The following is a 22639-nucleotide window of genomic DNA, read 5'->3' on the forward strand; positions in this document are numbered from 1 at the left end:
ATCAGGACGCCTGCGCTTCAGGCATAATCAGCAACAGACGGGTAAAAGCGCCTCTGGGGTTATCCATACGCTATATTTTATCCAGCGCCCTATAAACGTCGTTATTTTACGCGGTTCCCTCTTTTTGAACAGGCGCCAGTCCGTCAACAATGAATGAAAACTTTTTAACCAGAATGTTTAAAACGATTGCAATATCTCTGTCGGATAATGATTAGCACCGTCGTACCTATCAACAATAACATTAAGGAACATCGGATGACCCAAAAGCGTACCCTGCTAAAATACGGCATACTCTCGCTGGCGCTGGCCGCGCCATTATCTGCCTGTGCGTTTGATTCTCTTACGGTAATTGGCGATAGCCTTAGCGATACCGGGAATAACGGTCGCTGGACCTGGGATAGTGGTCAAAATAAGCTCTACGACGAACAGTTGGCCGAACGATATGGGCTGGAATTAAGCCCTTCCAGCAATGGCGGCTCTAATTATGCCGCCGGCGGCGCGACGGCGACCCCGGAATTAAACCCGCAGGATAATACCGCCGATCAGGTACGGCAGTGGCTTGCCAAAACGGGGGGAAAAGCCGACCACAACGGTTTGTATATTCACTGGGTCGGCGGAAACGATCTGGCGGCGGCCATCGCGCGACCTGCCATGGCACAGCAAATAGCCGGTAATAGCGCCACTAGCGCGGCGGCGCAGGTAGGGCTGTTACTGGATGCCGGCGCCGGGCTGGTCGTGGTGCCAAACGTACCGGATATTAGTGCGACGCCAATGCTTCTGGAGGCGGTAATCACCGCCGGGCTGGGCGCAGCGGCGCCCCCGGCGCTAAAAGCGGCGTTAGAGGCGCTGGCGGAGGGCGCTACGCCCGATTTCGCCAGTCGGCAACAGGCGATCCGCAAGGCGTTGCTGGCGGCGGCTGCAACGGTAAGCAGCAATCCGTTTATTCAGCAACTGCTCGTTGAGCAACTGCTGGCGGGCTATGAAAAGGCGGCAGGGCAGGCGTCAGCTCTGACCGATTATTATAATCAGATGGAAGAGAAGGGGCTGGAGCAACACGGCGGCAATATAGCCCGTGCCGATATCAACGGCCTCTTTAAGGAAATTCTTGCCCACCCGCAGGCGTTTGGTCTGACAAATACCGTAGGTATGGCCTGCCCGCCGGGCGTATCCGCTTCGGCGTGCTCCTCGGCAATGCCTGGATTTAATGCGTCGCAGGACTATCTGTTTGCCGATCATTTACATCCCGGTCCGCAGGTCCATACCATTATTGCGCAATATATCCAGTCGATCATTGCCGCGCCGGTACAGGCGACATATCTGAACCAAAGCGTTCAGTCGATGGCGCAAGGTAGTCGTACCACGCTTGACAGCCGTTATCAGCAGCTTCGCCAGGGGGAAAATCCTGTTGGTTCACTGGGCATGTTCGGTGGATACAGCGGGGGATATCAACGTTATGATAATAATGAGGCCGACGGGAGCGGTAATCATAATAATCTGACGGTTGGCGTCGATTATCAGCTTAACGAGCAGGTACTGCTGGGAGGGCTGATAGCCGGTTCTCTGGATAAGCAACATCCTGACGATAATTATCGTTATGATGCCCGCGGTTTTCAGGCCGCCGTATTCAGCCATTTACGCGCCGGTCAGGCGTGGCTGGATAGCGATTTACACTACCTGTCCGCTAAATTCAGTAACATTCAGCGCAGTATCACGCTCGGTGCGCTAAGACGGGTGGAAGAGGGCGAAACCAACGGTCGGCTGTGGGGCGCGAGGTTAACCAGTGGTTATGATTTTGTCATGATGCCGTGGTTAACGACCGGACCGATGCTGCAATATGCATGGGATTACAGCCACGTTAATGGCTATAGCGAGAAGCTCAATACCAGTACATCAATGCGTTTTGGCGACCAAAACGCCCATTCGCAGGTGGGTGGCGCTGGCTGGCGTCTGGATCTCCGCCACAGCATCATTCACTCCTGGGCGCAGATTAATTATCGCCGTCAGTTTGGCGATGATACGTATGTGGCGAACGGCGGCCTTAAATCGACCGCTCTGACGTTTAGCCGCGACGGAAAAGCGCAGGATAAAAACTGGGTTGATATCGCGATTGGCGCAGATTTTCCGCTGTCGGCAACGGTGTCCGCTTTCGCCGGGCTGTCGCAAACGGCAGGGTTAAGCGATGGCAATCAAACCCGTTATAACGTTGGGTTTAGCGCCCGATTTTGATGACACGCCAGGGAGGGCCAACTCCGTTCGTTCGTGACACGATGAGCCGAAAGCGCAACGGTAAGTTTTATAAAAAGTAAGTATTTTCAAAAATGTGGGTGAAGCCTGTGACGTCGTTTGTAAATTATCGTATAAGCGGAGTTTACGTTTTTGGCGGGGCGCAGGTATGAATAAAGAGTCCATATTTCGTCAGTTGGAGCTACGGCTGGCCGGATGTTCACTAACAGCCGACGCGTTAAGCGGGTTTAGCGCAATGGCGATTGCCGACAGTCTCAGGCAAAAACGCAGCATTATTAGTCACCATCTTAATAACTTGCATCGTGAGCAGCGGGTGGTCAAAGTGAATAGCCGCCCGGTGCTGTTCCTGCCCGTCGAGGCGCTACGTCGTCACCACCGGTTGGCGGTTCGGCAGGGGGATTACGCGTCCATTCAGGCGCTGTGCGCGGAGCGGCAGGACAGTCTGGAGCTGCTCATTGGCGCACAGGGCAGCTTGCAGGAGTCCCTGCGTCAGTGTAAGGCGGCGATCAGTTATCCCGGCGCGGGCTTGCCTTTGCTGCTGCGCGGCCCGACGGGGACAGGAAAAAGTTTTTTGGCGCGTCAACTTTGGCAGTATGCCATCGAGCAGGGCATTTTGCCCCCGGAGGCGCCCTTTACCGTGTTTAACTGCGCCGAATACGCTAATAACCCGGAATTGCTGACGTCAAAATTATTTGGTCATGCTAAAGGTGCTTTTACCGGCGCAGACAGAGCGGTATCCGGGTTAATTGAGACCAGTAATGGCGGCGTATTGTTTATCGATGAAGTGCACCGTCTACCGCCGGAAGGGCAGGAAAAACTGTTCCATTTTATGGATAACGGCACCTGGCGTCGCTTAGGCGAAAGCAGCGATGAACGCAGCGCCACGGTACGTCTGATATTCGCCTCTACCGAAGATCTGGAAAAGCACTTTCTGGCGACATTTATTCGCCGGATACCGGTCATTGTCAAAATTCTGCCTATCGCCGAACGCGGACAATATGAGCGGCTGGCGTTTATTCACCATTTTTTTCGTCGCGAGGCGCAGCGTCTTCATCACGATTTGTCGCTGGATAGTGAAATTATCAGCCAACTGATGCAGGAGACCCTGGAAGGGAATGTCGGCGGCCTGGAAAATCTCATTCGTAATATTTGCGCCAGCGCCTGGACTTTCGGCCAGCGTGACGATGGGGTACTGGAAGTAAAAGCCGGGCAACTGCCGGATCGTCTGCTGATGGAGGTGCCCTTTACCGTTCCGCAGACGGCGGAACGCGTCATGATTTATCGCGAAGGTGGCGTTTTTCCGCGAGTTTCCGGTCAGCATCAGGAATATTTACGGTTGACGGAAAACATTTGCGGCCTGTGCGAAGAGCTGGCGCAGGAGAATATTTCCGCACGGACGTTTGACAAGCTGGTCTATCAAAACCTCACGTTATATCTCGATGCCTTAATGAATAAAGAGAGCCCTCGCGCTCGTCAGGACAAGCGGCTGCGTTTTATCGAAGATGTCGGGAAAGCGATCGCTGCACATTACGATCTCGAACTGAATGCGGAATTCGCTTATCTCACTGGACGTTACCTTACCAGCCTGCCGTTAACGCCGGTGGAGGCGTCGCCATCGGTTCGCCATGTGATGCTGCGCTGGCTGGAGGAGGCGCCGGGGCTGGCGCAGCGTGTGGCGCAAAAACTGCTGGACGTGGTAAATAATAAATATGATTTGTTGATCGACACGCTCGACAGACTGGTCGTGGCGGCCATAGTCAGTAATGCCATTGACGCCACCAGCGGCGGTAAGGTAAAAGCGCTTATCATCGCGCATGGTTATTCGACCGCCAGCAGCATTGCAGGCGTGGCGAACCGTCTGATTGGCGAAAAGATTTATCATGCGATGGATATGCCGATGGAGGTCGCGTTTAGCGATGTCAGCCGGGCCATTGTCGATTATCTCCAGCATACGGATACCCGCGCAGGCGTCATGGTGCTGATCGATATGGGATACACCAAAGAGATCGCCGATGCGCTTTTGAGCGTAATTCATGGCCCGCTGGTGGTGGTCGATAACGTTACGACGCGTCTGGCGCTGAACGTGGCCAGCGAGATCGCGCTGCAAAAAAACATCGAACAGATCGCCGAAGAGATCGTCCCGTTAAATCAGTCGCGCTGGGATGTCTTCTGGCCCGCGCAGAAAAAAGCGCGCGCGCTGCTGGTGACCTGTATTACCGGCATCGGGACGGCGTTTAAATTTAAAAATTTGATGGAAAAAAGTCAGTTGACCGACTTTGATATTAATATTATCGCCTGTGAATATACCCGTCTGAAAAACAGCCGGATGGCGGCCTCGTTGCTGAATCAGTATGAAGTGATTGCGGTTGTCGGCACCATTGACCCGCAGCTGGCGGGCGTTCCCTGGGTGGGGATTGAAGAGCTGCTTGGCGAGCAGGGGTATGCGCATTTAAGTCAGTTATTAAGCGGTTATCTTAACGATAAACAAATTGCGTTAATTAATAAAAATATGGTTCGCGAATTTTCGTTGCATAATGTGGTTAATTCGCTGACCATTCTCAATGCCAATAAGACGATAGGGCATATCGAAACGATTATTGCCGAATGGCAAAATACGCTGGGCTTCAGCTTTAATAATAATTTGATTATTAGTTTATATGTTCATTTGAGTTGTATGATTGAGCGACTGGTCATGCGCAATGAAATTACCCACTATAAAAACATGACGGAATTTAACGAGCGGCATGGTGAATTTATCGCGATGGTAAATCATTCGTTTCAGCGATTGAAAATTCTTTATAACGTGGCGCTGCCGGTAGCGGAAATTGGCTATATCCACGATATTTTCGAATTACGGATAGAGGATTTTCGCTGGTAGCCGCGGTAGTTCAGGAAAAAAGGGGCGCTAGCGCCCCGCAGAAGAAAGGCCTGATGGCGCTACGCTTATCAGGCCTACAGATCGCTTTGTAGGCTGGATAAAGCGAAGCCGCCATCCGGCATAACTATTAATATTCAACTTTCCACATATACCGGCGGGTGGTCAGTGGGTGATTACGGGCTGTCGCCAGAGCGAGGTTATAAACGTCCAGCACACAGTTGTGCAACAGACCGCAGAAGTATTCGCCAACGTCGGTGGACAGATCCTGAATGCCGAGTTTATCCGCATCGATCAACTGCAGTTTTCCCTGATAGCGTTCAATAAAGCGAATCGCACGATCGTCCAGCGGGCGAGTGCGACCACTGCTTTGCAGCAATATAAACGGCGTGCCCGGCTCGGTGATTTCGAACGGTCCGTGGAAATACTCTCCGCTATGTATGCTGGCGGAGTTGATCCACTGCATTTCCAGCAGAATACAGATAGACTCTTGATGCGCGGCGCCGAAAGAGGGGCCGCTGCCCATCATATAGACCACCTTCTCATCCTTCCATTCGGCGGCGAAACGCTGAGCATCTTCTTGTACCTGCCGTTGGGCGCCGTGAACAACGTCGCTAAAGCGCCCAAACGCGCTGACTAACTCATCATATTGCGCATAGCCCTCTGTTTGGGCGAGAATTTCCAGCGCCAGCCACAGGCTGTATGCGGCTTTTTGTTGTGCAGGGTCGACCGTTTCCGGATAACGCGCCCACTGATATTCAATGATGTAGTCGCTGTATTCGCACAACGGCGTGCCAGGTTGGTAAACCAGACCGATGGTCGCCGCCCCTTTTTCACGCGCCACGCGGGCGGCTGCGACGGTTTCCGCCGTATTGCCCTGCTGCGAGGCAAGAATAACGACGCTATTTTTTCCTAATGCTTTTGGTGTGGCGTGGACAAATTCATTACTGGTGATATAACCGACAGCCAGTTTTGACGCTTCACAGTCCAGAAAGTATTTCCCTGGCCAGAAGCCGGTTAATGAACCGCCGCAGCCGACAAACCAGACACGTTCAATGTTTTGTTTACCTAAAATATCGCTAATAATACGGCGGGCATTTTCATGAGCAACAGACATATTTATCTCCTTAGCGTGTAGCGCGTCCTCCGCAACAGCGCGGATAATAACGAGCATTAATAAAAATTAAATTTCTTGCTTACTTTTCATTTTTTGATGGAATTGCGGATCTTTGGGTATCGCCGGATTAATGCCTTTTTGCGGGGGTAATATCGCGCATAGCATTTGTAGCGGAATGATATATTCAAAGACGGCAAAGTCCTCATCATTGACAAACGGGAAATTCAGATTCAGACCATTATTTTCTACCTGCGGGCCGATGCGGTAAATAGACGGCGTCCACTCACCGAGTATTTGCGCCAGCCGATCCTGACGCGCGTCAGGCTGCGGGTCGAGCATAATGAGTGCGGATTGCGCATTAAAGGCATTGTAAATACCGTGAATAAACTCCTCGAATTCGTAGCCCGACACCGGGCAGCGCAACGTCTCCAGCATCTTGAGCGCACCCTCCTGCACCGTACCGAACAGCGTTGCCGGGCCGGTCAGACGAATATCTGCGCTATCGCGCAGCGCCAACGCATTGGTTTGCGCCCACGCCTGCGAGGCGGTAACCAGCGCGGGCAGGTGGTTAAAGGTCTTTTCCATCCGCAGCAGCAGTGACCGGCGCTGTTCGCCGTCCAGCCGCTGTTGCTGCCCGGCGACGGCGAGCGCCAGCAGCATCAAATTGAGAACCGTGCAGTGATAGCCTTTTGTTTTCGCGCCAGCGGTTTCTTCGCCGCAGGGAACGGTAAGGATATAATCCGCCGCCCGGTCGATAGTCGCAGGCGCCACGCCAGCCATTGAGGCGGTGATATGACCAACATTGCGGGCGCGCTCCATCGCCGCCAGCGTTGAGAGGCTGCCGCCGCCCTGGGAGATGCCGACAACCAGCGCCTTGCCGCTGCGGGCAAGCGTCTCGTCGTCAAGCATAAACGGCCAGCAGACATCCACCGGCAACGCGCACCAGCGCTGCATAAACGCGCGAGCGGTCAGCGCGCCGTGGTATGACGTGCCGGAGCCTGTCAGAATAATGCGGGTGACGCTGCGTTCCGTTAGCGCCTGCGCCGCGCGCCAGAGATCTTCCCGCGTCTGCGTCAGCATCTCCAGCAGGCGAAGGGGCGTCTCGTTCATATAGTCTTCTACTTGCATAGTGTTACCTCTCGTCAAAGCAGGCCCAGCGCGCTGGCAAGAAGCCCAAACGCGACGGTGCCTAACAGGATCCAGTTAATGTTCACGCCCTTACGGATAAGTTTGTACATGCCAAGCGTGAAGAGCAGCGGCAGCAGGGAAGGGAGGATTTTGTCAATAAAATCCTGCACTTTCATGGTAGTCTGCCCGGCGGTAAAGCTCAGCGGGGTTGTAATGTCGATCATGCTGGCGGTCATGGCGCCGACGACCATCAACCCGACGATTGACGCGATATAAGTCACCCTGTCCATCAGCCCGCTTTGCCAGAGGCGCATCAGCCAGGTGGTCCCCGCCCGGTAGCCCAGTTTGAGGGCGTACCAGCGGCAGAGGATGTGCGGAATGTTATAGACCAGTAGGGCGAGAATCGGCCCCAGAATGCTGCCCTGCTGGGCAAAGTAGATCCCCATCCCGGCGGCAATAACTTTCAGCGATCCCCAAAAGATGGAATCGCCGATCCCGGCCAGCGGCCCCATCAGGCTGGTTTTAACGGCATTGATCGACTCTTCGTTAAAGTCCGGGTTGCGTTGATTTTCCTCCTCCATCGCAATCGACAGGCCAAAGACAAACGTTGACAGATGCGGCGTGGTATTAAACAGCACCAGATGGCGCTGTAAGGCGCGCCCCAGTTCGGCGGGGTCCTGGTAGATACGCTTTAGCGCTGGCGACATAGCGAAGGCATAGCCCATATGCTGCTGGCGTTCATAGTTCCACGATCCTTGCAACGTAAAGGAGCGCCAGAAAACGCTGCGTAAATCGCGGGCGGTGATGCGGCTTTCGCTTTGCGAGTGAGCCTGTGCGTCGTCGATCAGGGTCTGCGTCACTTCACTCATGATTAGCCCTCCTGTTGGGATGTGTTAAGAAACTGGCTGATAATGAAAGCCAGCACCACGGCAAACAGCGCGATGGCGATGATGTCCAGTTTGGTATATGCGGCGATCAGAAAGCCCAGCCCAAGGTAAGGCATTAATTTGCTGCTAAGCATCATGCTGATCAGCAACGCGAAACCCAGCGCCGGCAAAATCTTACTGGCGACAACCAGGCCATTGGTAATAAAGGCGGGAATGGCGTCGAGGAACCAGGTGACGGCGGCAGAACCGAGCAAAATGGCGAAAAAGACCGGCAGAAAACCGCTTAGAAAATAGAGCAGCGTTGGGCCTCCCAGGTGCATAACGGCAACCATCCGGGTATTACCCTGCGCCGCATAACGATCGGCCATGTGGCCAAAGCGGGCGTTAACCACGCGCACCAGGACGCCGAGGGTCTGCGCCAGCATAGAGATAGGAATCGCGATGGTCAGCGCCGCTTCGGGCCCGCGCCCGGACATAATTGAAAACGCGGTCGCCAGTACCGAACCGGTGACGACATCAGGCGGTACCGCGGCGCCGATAGCGACATTACCTAAAAAGATCAGTTCCAGCGTCGCGCCGATCAGAATGCCTTCGTGTAAATTGCCGCAGACCAGACCGGTGAGGGCGCACATCACCAGCGGACGGTCAATCATCGACACGCCGAGTAAACGCCCGTCAAGAATGCCCAGTGCGGCAATCAGGCCGAGCAGCGTTGCGGTGAGCAACATAGTGACCTCCAGGTTCAGAGTTTATCGTTAAGCAATTCGGCGGAATGGGCCGGAACCTGGCGCATTTCCAGACGGATACCTTTGGCTTTTAGCGCCTGGCTATCGGCAATCTCCTGCTCGGTCAGGTATATGGCTTTGCCGAACTGCTGCGCGCCCTCTTTTTGCGCGATACCGCCGTAGTTGATAACGCTAATCCCTGGCACTTTCTCGGCGAAGGCGAGGGTTTCGGCGGTATTTCCCAACACCACCATCACTTTTTTGTGATCCAGCTTGCCGCTGGCGAGTTTTTCCGCCGCCTGTTCCACCGTGATAATGTCCAGCGACACGCCAGCGGGTTTTGCCAGACTTAATGACATAGAGACAAACGCGTCGCCGGCGGCGTTGGCGTTAGCGACGATGATATGGTCGATATCCAGCGCCCGGGTCCAGGCGAAGACCACCTGGCCGTGCAGCAGGCGGTAATCAATGCGCACTAATTTGATCATGGGATTCTCCCTGTAGGTCAGCGGATGGTTGTGTTATTAGCGTGTTGATAAAGACAATGGATTCACGCGCCGCATTGGTGGCGTAGGTAATGGCCGCGTCTGTGCTTTCTTCTTCACAGAGTAAAAACTCCAGCAGCAGGGTCATGTTGACGCCAGCCACCACAAAAACGTGACGGTGACGCATCAGCACTTTCGCGGCGCTATTGTTGATGCTGCCGCCGAGCAGATCGGTAAACACCACCACTTCTTCGCCGTTGGCTTGCGCGATCAGATTTTCGAGGGTTTGTTCAAGCTGCTCCGTGGTGACAATATCGCCATCGTAGGCGCAAACCGGTGTCACGCCGTGTTCGTCGCCAATCAGCAGCGATAGACTGTTAATAAGTCCGCGGGCAAAAGGGCCATGGCTGGCTACATAAACATGTCTCACCCGTTTTCTCCTTCATCCAGATAGGGGGTATCCAGATATGGCAAACGGCGTGCCAGTTTTAAATGTTATTTATTTTCAATGGCTTGAAAGAGAAAGTTAACACTAGCGATGTAAAACCTGGCACTTCGCGCCATTGATCATTGGGGAACCTGGCAGAAAGGTGAAAAAAGCCGGACGGGCGTCCGGCTTAGGCAGGGGATTAGACTTCCGTCAGTGTGGTTTCAAGCGGCAGACGTGATTTCGGCAGCCCGGCGTTGAAATCCTCGACGCTATGATGGCCGACCGGCACCACGACCAGACTGGTATAGCCTTTTTCTTTCAGACCAAATTCAGCGTCGAGCACCTCGGCGTCGAAACCTTCAATGGGGACGGCGTCGAGACCCATCGCGGCGACGCCCAGCAGAAAGTTGCCGACGTTCAGATAAACCTGCTTCGCCATCCACTGGTGGTCATCTTTCAGCGAGACGCGGTGCATATCGGCGAAAAAGCGGCGACCTTTATCATTTGCCGCTTTAGCTTCCGGCGTAGCGAAACGGCCATCAGCATCTTCCTGATCGACGACGCGCTCAAGCCATGCGTCATCCATTGCGGTTTTGGCGCAGAAGACCACCACATGGGAGGCGTCCAGCATTTTGCGTTCGTTGAACGTGTAGTTTCCGGCAGCGGATTTTGCTACGCGCGCTTTGCCTTCTTCCGTACTGGCGACAATAAAGTGCCACGGCTGGGAATTGGTGCTGGAGGGGCTGTACTGTAGTAGTGTTTTTATTTTATCCGCTTCTTCGGCGGTCAGTTTTTTGCTGGGATCGAACGCCTTAGTGGAGTAGCGCTGTAAGGCGACAGAAACGATATCCATAAATGCTCCTGGTTGGTTTAGTACCCTTTTGTATCAGCAGGGTACCGGGTTATCGGTAAAAAGATAAGGGAGGAAAATGCGGAAACGGTTATTGCATCAGCGCGGTCGCAGGCGCAGTTGCTCTCTTTTAGGCAGCCCGTCTACAACCAGATTCCATGAGTCATTTATCAAATCGTTGAGTAGCGAGACGGTGATATCCTCGCCCGCATAGACTGAAATCCAGTGTTTCTTATTCATGTGATAGCCAGGCGCAATGCTGGGGTAAATTTGTTGATTTACCAGGGATTTTTGGGGATCCGACTTCAGGTTCACTACTGGGCGACAGTGATGTTCAGTGAACAGCATGAATATTTTGCCGCCGACTTTAAACACATCGTACTGTGGGCCGAAAGGCCAGCAGTGTTCGGTAAAAGGCAGTTCCAGCGCAAAGCGTTTTGCACAGGCGTGCAGTGTTTGACCGTCCATTATTGCTCCTCGCGAGTCAGCGCGCGCCACATGGCTTCGAATCCCAGCGCAATATATTCGCCAGCGCGAGCGGGATCGCGCGCGGCGAAATCCATTGTTGTTTCAGCCAGCGCCAGAAAAAGGCCGTCGCCGAAGGCGCGGTACTCATCCGACATAAATACCATCAAAACGGAACGATGACATAAATCGCGCAATTCGGGGAACATATCGTCGGCCCGTTGTTCCGTCTCTTTGGTGAGCTTTTCGCTGACGGCCAATTGACGGATCGCCCGATGGCGCGCGGGATGGTTCAGACCCCAACTGATGTAACTGTTCCAGATAAAACGAGTCATCATTTTGGCATCGGTAATGGATCGATCCAGCTCCATTATCATTGACTGGCAGAGATCCTGCTTTAAATGCAAATACAACGTGTTAATCAGCTCATCTTTGGTCGCGAAATAGCGAAACAATGTTCCTTCTGCAACACCTGCGTTACGCGCAATCACCGCCGTTGAGGCGGCGATACCGGATTGCGCTATCGCCTGGGTTGCCGCTTCCAGTAATGCTTGTTTTTTGTCTTCACTCTTCGGACGAGCCACTACACGTTACCCTTATGTCTGGAAAAACATGATTGAATCATGCCCGTTGTCGCGTCGCAACGGTGAATGTCAACCTTTGAAAAGTACCTTGACGGCGTATCTTTGCTTTTTATAATGAGTGCTTACTCACTCATAATCAAGGGCTGCCGCATGAAGTGGTAGAAAAGCATATTGCAGGCCATGCGATAAGCCGTCTCACAATTTATGTGGTTATTACTATGCTTATTGCTGTTGCCGTAAATGTGCGGTGCGGGAGCCGCTGACGAGTTTGATAGAGGGGAGAGCACGATGACCATTTCCGCTCAGGTTATCGACACGATTGTCGAGTGGATTGATGATAATTTGAATCAGCCGTTACGTATTGATGATATTGCCCGTCATGCGGGGTATTCCAAGTGGCACCTGCAGCGCCTTTTTATGCAGTACAAAGGGGAGAGTCTGGGGCGCTACGTGCGTGAACGGAAGCTAAAACTGGCGGCGCGCGACCTGCGCGACACCGACCAGAAGGTGTATGATATTTGTCTCAAGTATGGTTTTGATTCGCAGCAAACCTTTACGCGCATTTTTACCCGCACGTTCAACCTGCCGCCAGGCGCTTATCGTAAAGAAAAGCATGGCCGTACGCATTGAAATGTTTAATCGGCCAGCGAAAACCAGCGCCGCCAGATAAAGCGAATAACATAATATTCCAGCGCGCCGAGCAAAAGAAACCATAAACAAAACAACAAAGTATAAAGCTGGTTGAGATCCATAAGATGAAAGATCCCGACCAGTTTTTGCGCCAGCGCAAGGCCGAGCGAAGGGGCGGGCAGCAGCAGGCTGGAGAGCAACGCCATCAGCAAAATACCGGCAGCGGTCATCAATGATTCAAGCGGGTGTTTCATGGCTTTGTTAAACGTAAGTTAAAATGCCATTGTCCGGGATATCGCCTGGTAAGGCAAATATGCTGTCTATTGTCCCGCCCAGATTTCACAATGTTTTTGTACCAGACCTATCAGCGATCCGCCGTCGGCAATAAACTCCCGCATATATTGCGCTTCGTTACCGCCTTTTTTCACCTGCAGACGTAGCGCGTCAATGGCGCTGTCGGCGCCCAGCTTACGCGCAGAGGGGGTAACGTTGTCCAGCAGACGCAGCGTATCATCTGCCAGGCGACGGCGGTCGCCGGTATAGACATCGGTTAGCACGCCCTCCAGACCATAGCGGCAAGCCTGAAAACGGTTGAATTTATATAACAGATAGTCTTGTTCCTGCGGTTTAAAGGGACGCTCGGTCAGCAGCCAGTGCGCGGTCGCCTGAATCAACCCTGCCATATTGATGGCATGATCAAGGGTGAGCGGCGTATCCATCACCCGAACTTCTACCGTGCCAAAGGCCGGGCTGGGGCGGATATCCCAGTGCAAATCTTTGATGCTGTCGATCATCGTGGTGTAAGACAGACGGCGAAATAGTCCGGCAAACTCTTGCCAGTTACTGACCCACGGCATGGGACCGTTATCGGGAAAAGCGGAAAAAATATTCAGGCGCGCGCAGGCAAAACGGGTGTCAGATCCTTGCATATAGGGAGACGCGGCGGAGAGCGCAATAAAGTGCGGCACAAAATGCGACAGCCCGTGTAAAAGATAAATCGCATCGTCGCCGTTCGCGCAGCCGACGTGGACATGCTGACCGAAAACCGTCGCCTGTTGAATTAAGTAGCCGAAATTTTCCAGCGTGCGTTGATAGCGCTCATTATCACAGACCTCCTGACGCTGCCATTTTTGAAAAGGGTGCGTACCGCCGCCGCAAATGCCGAGATGGTGTTCCGACGCCGCCTGTAAAATAACGTGCTGCATGGCAGAAAGTTGGGCCGCCGCCTGGTCAATATCGCGGCAGACGCCCGTGGCCATCTCCAGCATACTTTCGGTAATATCGTGCTTAATTTCTCCCGCAGTAAGTTGGGGCTTAACGGCGTCGATCAGCGTAGAAGAGTCCTGGCTTAAATCGTAGCCAGGTGGATTGATCACCTGCATCTCCAGCTCAATACCAAGCGTATAAGGTTCAGAAACGTGAAAATCATTCAGCGCCATAGCGATCTCATTTATCGGGGGATTGCGCTAAGTATAGAAGCGGGAGCGCTCCTGTCGTGGGGAAAGCGCGTTATTGCAGAAACAAGAGTAATAACGCTATTGCCACGTTGAAACCATTCTGTACGGACGGTACGTTCAGCCATCGTGGCGGCAAAGGCTGGCAGCAGATGTAACGAGATGTGCGTGGCGGTAAGCGAGGTAACTTTTGCGCTATCGAATCCCGGGAGCGTGACGCGGTCTGAAAAGGCTTTATAAACGCTCTCTTTGGCGGAGAAAGCCAGCGTCAGGGCAAGCGGAAAAGGGAGCGAGCTCGCCTGGAGAATTTGGCGCTCATCGCTATCAATAATGGACGGCGCCAGCTCTGTCGCCGTGTGCTGACTCATGATTTTTTCTATATCAATGCCGATACGCTGTCGGGATATGACGGCCAGCGCCGTTGTCGCACAGTGGCTGATGCTGCCAAATAGGCCGTCCGGCCATAGCGGCTGTCGCTTGCCGCCAATACCGGGCACTGTCCTGACGCCCACCTCGCGTAGCGCATGAACGGCGGCGATGCGGCCTGCCAGATGTTCAGCTTTACGCTTGCGTCCGACAGACCGGAGCCGATCGTGATGAGGCAGCCATAACAGGTCGTGTTCGTGAAAGCTGCTCGCATCAAAGTCGACGATATGCAGCCTGTGTCCGGCAAAGGGAAGGGGAAAATGAGATGTCAGCATCGTTTTTGCCAATTCCCTCCCCGAATGAGGGAGGGAAGGTTGCCATCAGAAATGGGTATTAATGCTCATATACCACGTACGTCCCGGTTCGTTATAGGTGTACGCGCCAGCACCCGCCATATAAGCGCCAGTTTGCGTATCCCTGACGGTTTGCGCGTTACCTTCACGCCACAGACGTTTGTCAAAGAGGTTATCCACGCCACCGGTCAGGCTGACATTTTTGGTCACGTCCCAGGTCGCGCTCAGGCCAACAATACTGTATGGGCTGACCGCTTGCTTATCTGTTCCGGTAACGGGGTTACCCTGATAATCATATTTCTTCGGCTCTTGTTTGCCGTACCAGGTGAAGGTCGATTGCAGAGAAACGTCCTGACGTACCTGCCAGCTCAGGGTAGAGTTAAGCGTGTACTGTGGAATAATCGACAGGCGTTCGCCGGTCTCTTTGTTTTTACTCTGCAGCATATACGTAACGTTATTCGTCCAGTTGACGGTGTCGCTAACCGGTACGTTTAACGTGCCTTCCAGACCTTCAACGACCGCTTTCGGCACGTTCTCCCACTGATAGACATCCGTTTTGCCGTTATTGATACGCTGCAACGGCACTGTACCCGCTTCAATCTTATTGCGGTAATCATTGCGGAACCAGGTGATGCCGGCCAGCCAGCCATCGCGTTTAAATTCCAGACCGATCTCTTTATTGATGCTGGTTTCGGCTTTCAGATCATCGTTACCCATCATATAGCAGCCGATGCCGGTACCCGCGCCAGTCGCGTAGCAACCCTGACCTTTACTGTACAAAATATAGTTTGGGTTAGTCTGGTACAGACTCGGGGCTTTATAAGCGCGGGCGATTCCCATTTTCAGGGTAAAGTCATCCCCCAGACCTTGCGACAGGTTCAGCGACGGGCTCCAGTTATCCCCCACAATACTGTGATGATCGAAACGTAGCCCCGGCGTCAGCATGGTGCTGTCGGTCAGTTCCATGTTGTTTTCAGCAAACAGAGAGAAAATTTCCGCTTTTGAATAGGGGCTACGATTGGTACTGCTGTAACCCGGGATATTTCCCCCCATAAAGGTTTGCGAGTTGGAGAGCTCGTCTTTCATACGCTGTTGGGCCCATTCGGTACCCAGCGTCAGGTTTTGATTGACCAGCAGATCAAAAGGGAGGCTCACTTCGCTGTGTAGGGTGACGTCATTCAAATCGGCATCGGCATATTTTTGCGATGCTTTGGGATCGAAAATCCCTTCGGTGCCGCCTGCCAGGCCTTCCGGCATCCGGGAGTTACGGGTATGTTCGTATTGCACCCAGTTACTGGTGGTTACGCCATTATCCCAGCCGCCGTTCCAGGTCAGAGAGTAGTTCTGCCGATAGAGGCGGTTCGTCTCTTTTCCGTAATTATCTTTCACCAGTTGGTTCGTATTGGTGTTCTGAGTATCGCCGGCATAGAGGTTGCCCTGGCGACTGTAACCGGCCTCCAGCTCCAGAGACTGAAGCGGAGCAAAATCCCAACGAACCACGCCGTTGATATCTTTGTTAATGACCCCCTCGCGTCCGGCTGGTAACGTGTCGGCGTAACTCCCGGTACGTTCAGACTGATGCCCCTGGTTAATATTACGCGCATCCGCCTGCGTTTTGTCGAGGTTGCCATACAGACGGAAGCTGAAATCCCCGCCCAGCGGGCCGTTCAGGCTAAAGTTAGTGCGTTTGGTCGCGCCTTCGTCTTTATGTTCCGGCGCGTTGAAATAGGTATTCCAGGAGCCGTGCCACTCGCTACCGCCTTTTTTGGTAATGATATTGACCACGCCACCCGCCGCGCCGTTACCGTAGCGTGCGGCGGCAGGGCCACGCAGCACTTCAATGCGTTCGATCATCTCCGGCGGCACCCACGCGGTATCGCCGCGGGTATCGCGTTCGCCGCGCCAGCCCAGGCGCACCGAGTTACGGCTGGTGACGGGTTTACCGTCTATCAGGATGAGGGTGTTTTCCGGCCCCATGCCGCGAATATCGATTTGGCGATTATTCCCGCGCTGACCGCTGGTGGAGTTGCCGGTCAGGTTCACGCCCGGCATGGTGCGGATGATTTCTGACACGTCGCGCGCGGGCGGATTTTTGCGGATCTCATCGGCGGTGATGGTGGATACGCCTGGCGCCTGTAGGTTTTGCTGGGCAGCAGTCACCACGATGGTGTCTTCATTGGTGAGCGCAGCGCTATCGGTTTTGTCTTCCGCCATCACGGGCAGAGCGGCCCCGTAAATCCCTAAATTGACCAGTAAGGTCAGGGAATGAATCTTCTTGTTCATTGTATATCCTGCTTTTCTTTAGCCACATAAGCCAAAGCGCCCGTCAAAGGCATTGGCCGGGTGGTGAAATTGTGTTCGCGCGTCCCATAGCGCGACAATACGCTATTGCAAATGCAAATAGTTATCAATAATATTATCAATATATTTCACCTTTTATATACAAAATTCATAATAAACACAGGGTTATAATGAAAGAGGCGCTGGCAATGGGAAGTGAGGCCTGGTGGAGGACGAAAACCGGGCCGGAATGGATACGGGAAAAAGACGGAAATTATCGGGTCACTTTTTGGTGGCGCGACCCGCAGGGAAACGAAACACACTCCCCGATACGGCGTGTCTGGGTCTACATCACTGGCGTAACCGATCATCATCAAAACGCGCAGCCTCAGACGATGGCGCGTATTGCCGGAACGGATGTCTGGCGCTGGAGTACGGCGCTTAGCGCTAACTGGCGCGGCAGCTACTGTTTTATTCCTACCGAACGCGATGACGTTTTTGCCGCTTTTGCGCCGGGCGAAACGCCCGATCGGAACGCGCTGCGTGAAGGCTGGCGACAGCTATTACCGCAGGCGATTGCCGACCCGCTTAATTCGCGAAGCTGGCGGGGAGGACGTGGTCATGCGGTTTCAGCGCTGGAAATGCCGGGTGCGCCCCTTCAGCCGGGATGGGATCGTCCTGAAACGCCGTACTCGCCGCCTTTGATGATGCAGTGGCATAGCGAACGTCTGGGTAACTCCCGCCGCGTATGGATATTGACGACCGGAGACGAGGCGCCGGAGGAAAGACCGTTGGCTATTCTGCTGGACGGTCAATTCTGGGCGGAAAATATGCCCGTCTGGCCCGCACTCGCCTCGCTGACTCATCAACGCCTGCTTCCCGGTGCCGTCTATCTGCTGATTGACGCGATTGATACTCAACACCGCAGCCAGGAGTTGCCCTGCAATGCCGACTTCTGGCTGGCGGTGCAGCAGGAACTGTTGCCGCAAGTCAGAGCCGTGACGCCTTTTAGCGATGATGCCGGGCGAACGGTGGTCGCCGGACAGAGTTTTGGCGGCCTGTCGGCGCTGTATGCCGGCCTGAACTGGCCGACGCGTTTTGGCTGTGTACTAAGCCAGTCAGGATCGTTCTGGTGGCCTCATCGCATCACCCCGCCGGAGGGGGAAGTCATTACCCGGCTGAAAACCGGCGCATTATGCGCGCGCGGACTGCGTATCGTACTGGAAGCCGGCGTGCGTGAGCCGATCGTGTTTCAGGCGAATCAGGCGCTTTATGCCCAACTGAATACTTCGCAGCAGTCCATTTTCTGGCGTCAGGTTGACGGCGGACACGATGCGCTTTGCTGGCGCGGCGGGCTAACGCAAGGGCTGATGCTGCTTTGGCAGCCGCTTATCGACACGCTTTAACCGGGCACATGTCCATGACAGGAGTTGAGTATGGAATTCAGTAATCCCTTCGATAATCCGCAGGGACAGTTTTACATCCTGCAAAATGCGCAGCGTCAATTCAGCCTTTGGCCAGCGGCGTGCGTGCTTCCCGCAGGCTGGGACGTGGTATGCGAACCGCAATCGCAGGACGCGTGCCAGCAGTGGCTTAATACGCGCTGGACAACACTGAATCCGGCGCATTATGCCGATAAGCAGGAGGCGAAATGACGCAGCGTTTACCGTTAGTCGCCGCCCAGCCGGGGATCTGGATGGCAGAAAAACTCTCTGATTTACCCTCCGCCTGGAGCGTGGCGCACTACGTGGAACTGAATGGCGAGCTGGATGCCCCCTTGCTGGCAAAAGCGGTAGCGGTAGGGATGCAACAGGCGGATACGCTACGGATGCGTTTTACCGAAGAGAACGGCGAGGTCTGGCAATGGATAGATCCTGAGCACACCTTCGGCGAGCCCCCGATTGCCGATTTACGCGACCAGCCCGATCCGCATCACGCGGCGCTGGCGTTAATGCAGGCGGATTTACGGCAAAACCTGCGCGCAGATAGCGGTAAGCCGCTGGCGTTTCACCAGTTAATCCGCATTGATGATACCCGCTGGTATTGGTATCAGCGCTATCACCATTTGCTGGTGGATGGCTTTAGCTTCCCGGCGATAACCCGCCAGATTGCGGCGATTTATCGCGCCTGGCAGAGCGACGCCCCTACGCCGGAGTCGCCTTTTACCCCCTTTGCGGATGTGGTCGAGGAATATCAGCGCTATCGCCAGAGCGAGGCCTGGCAGCGTGACGGCGCCTTCTGGGCGCAGCAGCGCCGCGAGCTGCCGCCCCCGGCGTCAATTTCTGCCGCGCCGCTGCCGGGGCGGTCGGCGAGCGCGGGTATTCTGCGTATGAAATTGAGCGCGCCGGCGGGGGCGTTTCGCCAACTGGCGGCGCACATGCCTGAGATACCGCGAGCGGATCTTGCCCTGGCGCTGGTGACGTTGTGGCTGGGACGATTATGCGGGCGAATGGATTATGCCGCTGGATTTATCTTTATGCGGCGGATGGGCTCGGCGGCGTTAACGGCGACCGGGCCTGTCCTTAACGTGTTGCCGCTGGCGGTTAACCTTCATGCGACGGAAGATCTGCCAACGCTGGCGAAGCGTCTTGCGGCGCAGTTAAAGAAGATGCGCCGCCACCAGCGTTACGACGCCGAACAGATTGTACGCGATAGCGGGCGAGCCGCAGGGGAGACGCCGCTATTTGGCCCGGTGCTCAATATAAAAGTATTTGATTATCATCTGGATCTTCCTGGCATACAGGCGCAAACCCATACCCTGGCGACGGGGCCGGTTAACGATCTTGAACTGGCGCTTTTTCCGGATGAAAACGGCGGTCTGGATATTGAATTGCTGGCGAATGCACAGCGTTACGATGACGCCACGCTCTCCCGCCATGCCTTACGATTGATGGCGCTTATCACGCAGTTTGCTGATAACCCGGCGCTGCGCTGCGGCGATGCGCAAATGCTGCTGGCGGAAGAACAAACGCAATTAACACACCTTAATAATACGGCGGTAACGATTCCCGCCGCCACGCTTAGCGATTTGGTGGCGCAGCAGGCGCAAAAAACGCCAGAGGCTTCCGCGTTGGCAGATGCGCATTATCACTTTACCTACCGTGAAATGCGCGAACAGGTTGTAGCGCTGGCGTACGCGCTGCGGGAACGCGGCGTTCAGCCTGGCGATAGCGTGGCGGTGGCGTTGCCGCGGTCGGTTTTCCTGACCTTAGCGCTGCATGGCATTGTCGAGGCGGGCGCCGCCTGGCTGCCGCTGGATACCGGTTATCCTGACGATCGGCTGCGAATGATGCTGGAAGATGCGCAGCCGAAACTGTTAATTACGACTCAGGCGCAGCTGGCGCGCTTTCACGATATTCCGGGGATGGAATATTTGTGTTATAGCCAACCGCTACCGGTCAGTGACGCCACTCCGCTGAGGCTGTCGTTACCGCATCATACCGCTTACATCATTTTCACCTCTGGCTCGACGGGCAGGCCGAAAGGGGTGATGGTGGGACAAACGGCGATAGTCAACCGGCTGCTGTGGATGCAGGATCACTATCCGTTGACGGCGGATGATGTAGTAGCGCAAAAAACGCCGTGCAGTTTTGACGTCTCAGTATGGGAGTTTTTCTGGCCGTTTATCGCCGGGGCGAAACTGGTGATGGCTGAACCGGAAGCGCACCGCGACCCGCTCGCGATGCAGCGGTTCTTTGCGCAATACGGCGTCACGACCACCCATTTTGTGCCGTCGATGCTGGCGGCCTTTATTGCCTCGCTCACGCCAGCGTCGGCTGGGAAAAGCTGCGCTTCCTTAACGCGCGTTTTCTGTAGCGGCGAGGCCCTGCCGACGGCGCTGTGCCGCGAATGGGAGACGTTAACCAACGCGCCGCTACACAATCTGTACGGGCCAACGGAGGCCGCGGTGGATGTGAGCTGGTATCCGGCCTGTGGCGATGAGCTGGCGGCTGTTGACGGCAACAGCATCCCGATTGGTTATCCCGTCTGGAATACCGGTTTACGTATTCTCGATGCGCATATGCAGCCGGTGCCGCCGGGCGTGGCTGGCGATCTCTATCTTACCGGTATCCAACTGGCGCAGGGCTATCTGGGGCGTCCGGATCTTACCGCCAGCCGTTTTATCGCCGATCCTTTTGCGCCAGGCGAACGGATGTACCGTACCGGAGATGTGGCGCGCTGGCTGGATTCCGGCGCGGTAGAATACCTGGGGCGCAGCGACGATCAGCTCAAAATTCGGGGGCAACGTATTGAACTGGGCGAGATTGACCGCGTCATGCAAACGCTGCCGGATGTTGAACAGGCGGTAGCACATGCCTGCGTCTTTAATCAGGCGGCGGCGACGGGCGGGGATGCCCGGCAACTGGTCGGCTATCTGGTGTCGCACTCCGGTTTGCCGCTGGATTTACCGGCGCTGCAGGAAAAATTACGCCAAAAACTTCCCGCGCATATGGTGCCGGTTGTGCTGTTGCAACTTGCCAGCTTGCCGCTTAGCGCCAATGGCAAGCTGGATCGCAAAGCCCTGCCGCTGCCGGACCTGACGCCGCGCGTGAAAGGGCGTGCGCCGCAGTCCGCAACGGAGATTGCTGTCGCCGCGGCGTTTTCCCGCCTGCTGGGCTGTGAGATTAACGACGTTGAAAGTGATTTCTTTGCGCTGGGCGGACATTCGCTGCTGGCGATGAAACTGGCCGCGCAGCTAAGTCAGACGTTTAACCGCCAGGTGACGCCGGGGCAGGTGATGGTGGCGTCTGACGTGGCGCAGTTAAGTAAGCTGCTCGATACTGACGATGACGAACGCTCGCGCAATCTGGGGTTCGGGCCGCTGTTGCCGCTGCGTGAAAGCGATGGTCCAACGTTATTTTGTTTCCATCCGGCGTCGGGGTTCGCCTGGCAATTTAGCGTATTATCACGCTATCTCAGCCCGTCGTGGTCGATTATGGGGATTCAGTCGCCGCGCCCCGCTGGCCCTATGCAAACCGCAACCACCCTTGATGAGGTATGTGAACATCATCTGGCGACATTGCTCGCCCGGCAGCCGCATGGCCCTTATTATTTATTAGGCTATTCGCTGGGCGGGACGCTGGCGCAAGGGATCGCCGCCCGGTTGCGCGCGCGCGGCGAAACGGTGGCGTTTTTGGGGTTACTGGACACCTGGCCGCCGGAAACGCAAAACTGGCGGGAAAAAGAGGCGAATGGCCTCAATCCGGACGTATTGGCGGAAATTGAACGTGAACGCGCTGCGTTTGTCGCCGCGCAGCAGGGAAATGCCTCCGAAGCCTTATTTACCGCCATTGAAGGCAATTATGCGGATGCCGTCCGTTTGCTGACGACGGCGCATAGCGTACCGTTTGATGGACATGCTACGCTCTTTGTGGCGGATAAAACGGTGCCGGAAGGCGTATCGCCTGAACAGAGCTGGTCGCCGTGGATAGCGTCTTTGGCTATTTATCGCCAGCCGTGCGCGCATGTAGATATTATTTCTCCCTCCGCTTTTGAAACTATCGGGCCCATCATCAGCGAACTTATTAATAAATAACGGGCGTTGTTTCTGCCTTTAACAAATTAAATCCTGAAACCCATAATAATTACTAATTATTATGGGTTTTTTATTGCAACTATTAATTCTTTTAACATAAGTGATACATGCTACAGGCAAGTTTAATTCCGAATATTTAGCTTTTCGGGCACTGGCGCGTAAAGATTGTTTCGGATAATTCTGACTTGCTGTTAGAATCTCTGACAGGAATGTGTTCTTTCATTGGATAA

The 22639-nt window shown here is 54.6% G+C and carries 19 protein-coding genes; 6 read left to right on the forward strand and 13 right to left on the reverse strand.

The window, feature by feature from the left end:
• The first annotated feature begins 255 nt into the window (after nucleotides 1–255).
• Together ACLJQJ_RS01535 and ACLJQJ_RS01540 are read left to right on the forward strand one after the other, a co-directional pair.
• Nucleotides 256–2226, forward strand: a complete 1971-nt coding sequence (locus tag ACLJQJ_RS01535; RefSeq protein ID WP_063808857.1) for an autotransporter outer membrane beta-barrel domain-containing protein — start codon at nucleotides 256–258, stop codon at nucleotides 2224–2226.
• Between the two features lie 166 nt (nucleotides 2227–2392).
• On the forward strand, nucleotides 2393–5122 hold the full coding sequence (locus ACLJQJ_RS01540) for a sigma 54-interacting transcriptional regulator (protein WP_001031467.1): 2730 nt from the start codon (nucleotides 2393–2395) through the stop codon (nucleotides 5120–5122).
• A 127-nt stretch (nucleotides 5123–5249) separates the two neighbouring features.
• Here ACLJQJ_RS01540 and ACLJQJ_RS01545 read toward each other — a convergent pair whose 3' ends face one another.
• The 9 genes from ACLJQJ_RS01545 to ACLJQJ_RS01585 form a co-directional block, all read right to left on the reverse strand.
• Nucleotides 5250–6236, reverse strand: coding sequence for an SIS domain-containing protein (locus ACLJQJ_RS01545; protein ID WP_050068248.1), 987 nt, complete (start codon nucleotides 6234–6236; stop codon nucleotides 5250–5252).
• A gap of 66 nt (nucleotides 6237–6302) precedes the next feature.
• Nucleotides 6303–7346, reverse strand: coding sequence for a glutamine--fructose-6-phosphate aminotransferase (locus ACLJQJ_RS01550; RefSeq protein WP_077942343.1), 1044 nt, complete (start codon nucleotides 7344–7346; stop codon nucleotides 6303–6305).
• Between the two features lie 32 nt (nucleotides 7347–7378).
• The gene (locus ACLJQJ_RS01555; protein WP_000005802.1) at nucleotides 7379–8233 is read right to left on the reverse strand and encodes a PTS system mannose/fructose/sorbose family transporter subunit IID; all 855 of its coding nucleotides are present in this window, start codon (nucleotides 8231–8233) and stop codon (nucleotides 7379–7381) included.
• Between the two features lie 2 nt (nucleotides 8234–8235).
• The gene (locus ACLJQJ_RS01560) at nucleotides 8236–8979 is read right to left on the reverse strand and encodes a PTS mannose/fructose/sorbose/N-acetylgalactosamine transporter subunit IIC (protein ID WP_000927523.1); all 744 of its coding nucleotides are present in this window, start codon (nucleotides 8977–8979) and stop codon (nucleotides 8236–8238) included.
• A 14-nt stretch (nucleotides 8980–8993) separates the two neighbouring features.
• Nucleotides 8994–9464, reverse strand: a complete 471-nt coding sequence (locus ACLJQJ_RS01565; protein ID WP_000594175.1) for a PTS sugar transporter subunit IIB — start codon at nucleotides 9462–9464, stop codon at nucleotides 8994–8996.
• Nucleotides 9442–9891 carry a PTS sugar transporter subunit IIA gene (locus ACLJQJ_RS01570; RefSeq protein ID WP_001216659.1) on the reverse strand — a complete coding sequence of 150 codons (450 nt, stop codon included), beginning with the start codon at nucleotides 9889–9891 and terminating at the stop codon, nucleotides 9442–9444. The genes ACLJQJ_RS01565 and ACLJQJ_RS01570 overlap by 23 nt, the downstream gene beginning before the upstream one ends.
• A gap of 199 nt (nucleotides 9892–10090) precedes the next feature.
• Complete coding sequence (nfsB, locus tag ACLJQJ_RS01575) at nucleotides 10091–10744, reverse strand: oxygen-insensitive NAD(P)H nitroreductase (protein ID WP_000355879.1); 654 nt, start codon at nucleotides 10742–10744, stop codon at nucleotides 10091–10093.
• Between the two features lie 96 nt (nucleotides 10745–10840).
• Nucleotides 10841–11209 (reverse strand): MmcQ/YjbR family DNA-binding protein, encoded by a 369-nt coding sequence (locus tag ACLJQJ_RS01580; protein ID WP_000348989.1) that lies wholly within the window; start codon nucleotides 11207–11209, stop codon nucleotides 10841–10843.
• Nucleotides 11209–11790 carry a TetR/AcrR family transcriptional regulator gene (locus ACLJQJ_RS01585; protein ID WP_000113609.1) on the reverse strand — a complete coding sequence of 194 codons (582 nt, stop codon included), beginning with the start codon at nucleotides 11788–11790 and terminating at the stop codon, nucleotides 11209–11211. Before ACLJQJ_RS01585 ends, ACLJQJ_RS01580 begins: the two co-directional genes overlap by 1 nt.
• Before the next feature lie 288 nt (nucleotides 11791–12078).
• On the opposite strand from ACLJQJ_RS01585, the gene ACLJQJ_RS01590 reads away from it, so the two are divergent.
• Nucleotides 12079–12420 carry a RamA family antibiotic efflux transcriptional regulator gene (locus tag ACLJQJ_RS01590; protein WP_000155633.1) on the forward strand — a complete coding sequence of 114 codons (342 nt, stop codon included), beginning with the start codon at nucleotides 12079–12081 and terminating at the stop codon, nucleotides 12418–12420.
• A 5-nt stretch (nucleotides 12421–12425) separates the two neighbouring features.
• Here ACLJQJ_RS01590 and ACLJQJ_RS01595 read toward each other — a convergent pair whose 3' ends face one another.
• The 4 genes from ACLJQJ_RS01595 to ACLJQJ_RS01610 form a co-directional block, all read right to left on the reverse strand.
• Nucleotides 12426–12674 (reverse strand): DUF1158 family protein, encoded by a 249-nt coding sequence (locus tag ACLJQJ_RS01595; RefSeq protein WP_000682497.1) that lies wholly within the window; start codon nucleotides 12672–12674, stop codon nucleotides 12426–12428.
• 66 nt (nucleotides 12675–12740) lie between these two features.
• Nucleotides 12741–13859, reverse strand: coding sequence for a YbdK family carboxylate-amine ligase (locus ACLJQJ_RS01600; protein WP_001196910.1), 1119 nt, complete (start codon nucleotides 13857–13859; stop codon nucleotides 12741–12743).
• A gap of 11 nt (nucleotides 13860–13870) precedes the next feature.
• Nucleotides 13871–14575: an enterobactin synthase subunit EntD gene (gene entD, locus ACLJQJ_RS01605; protein ID WP_063808848.1), complete on the reverse strand. Its 705-nt coding sequence runs from the start codon at nucleotides 14573–14575 to the stop codon at nucleotides 13871–13873.
• Between the two features lie 45 nt (nucleotides 14576–14620).
• A complete protein-coding gene (locus tag ACLJQJ_RS01610) occupies nucleotides 14621–16876 on the reverse strand; it encodes a TonB-dependent siderophore receptor (RefSeq protein ID WP_001034949.1) in 2256 nt (751 codons plus the stop codon).
• 188 nt (nucleotides 16877–17064) lie between these two features.
• Between ACLJQJ_RS01610 and fes the strand changes: the two genes are divergently transcribed.
• Genes fes through entF form a run of 3 tightly spaced genes read left to right on the forward strand, consistent with a single transcriptional unit; the run spans nucleotide 17065 to nucleotide 22409 of the window.
• Entirely contained in the window at nucleotides 17065–18279 is a 1215-nt protein-coding gene (fes, locus tag ACLJQJ_RS01615) for an enterochelin esterase (protein WP_063808847.1), read from the forward strand.
• 30 nt (nucleotides 18280–18309) lie between these two features.
• On the forward strand, nucleotides 18310–18528 hold the full coding sequence (locus tag ACLJQJ_RS01620; RefSeq protein WP_000396014.1) for an MbtH family protein: 219 nt from the start codon (nucleotides 18310–18312) through the stop codon (nucleotides 18526–18528).
• Entirely contained in the window at nucleotides 18525–22409 is a 3885-nt protein-coding gene (gene entF, locus ACLJQJ_RS01625) for an enterobactin non-ribosomal peptide synthetase EntF (RefSeq protein ID WP_063808846.1), read from the forward strand. Before ACLJQJ_RS01620 ends, entF begins: the two co-directional genes overlap by 4 nt.
• The last annotated feature ends 230 nt before the right edge of the window (nucleotides 22410–22639 follow it).

The sequence above is a fragment of the Salmonella sp. SAL04202 genome (genome assembly GCF_046550775.1).
Classification (GTDB): Bacteria; Pseudomonadota; Gammaproteobacteria; order Enterobacterales; family Enterobacteriaceae; genus Salmonella; species Salmonella enterica.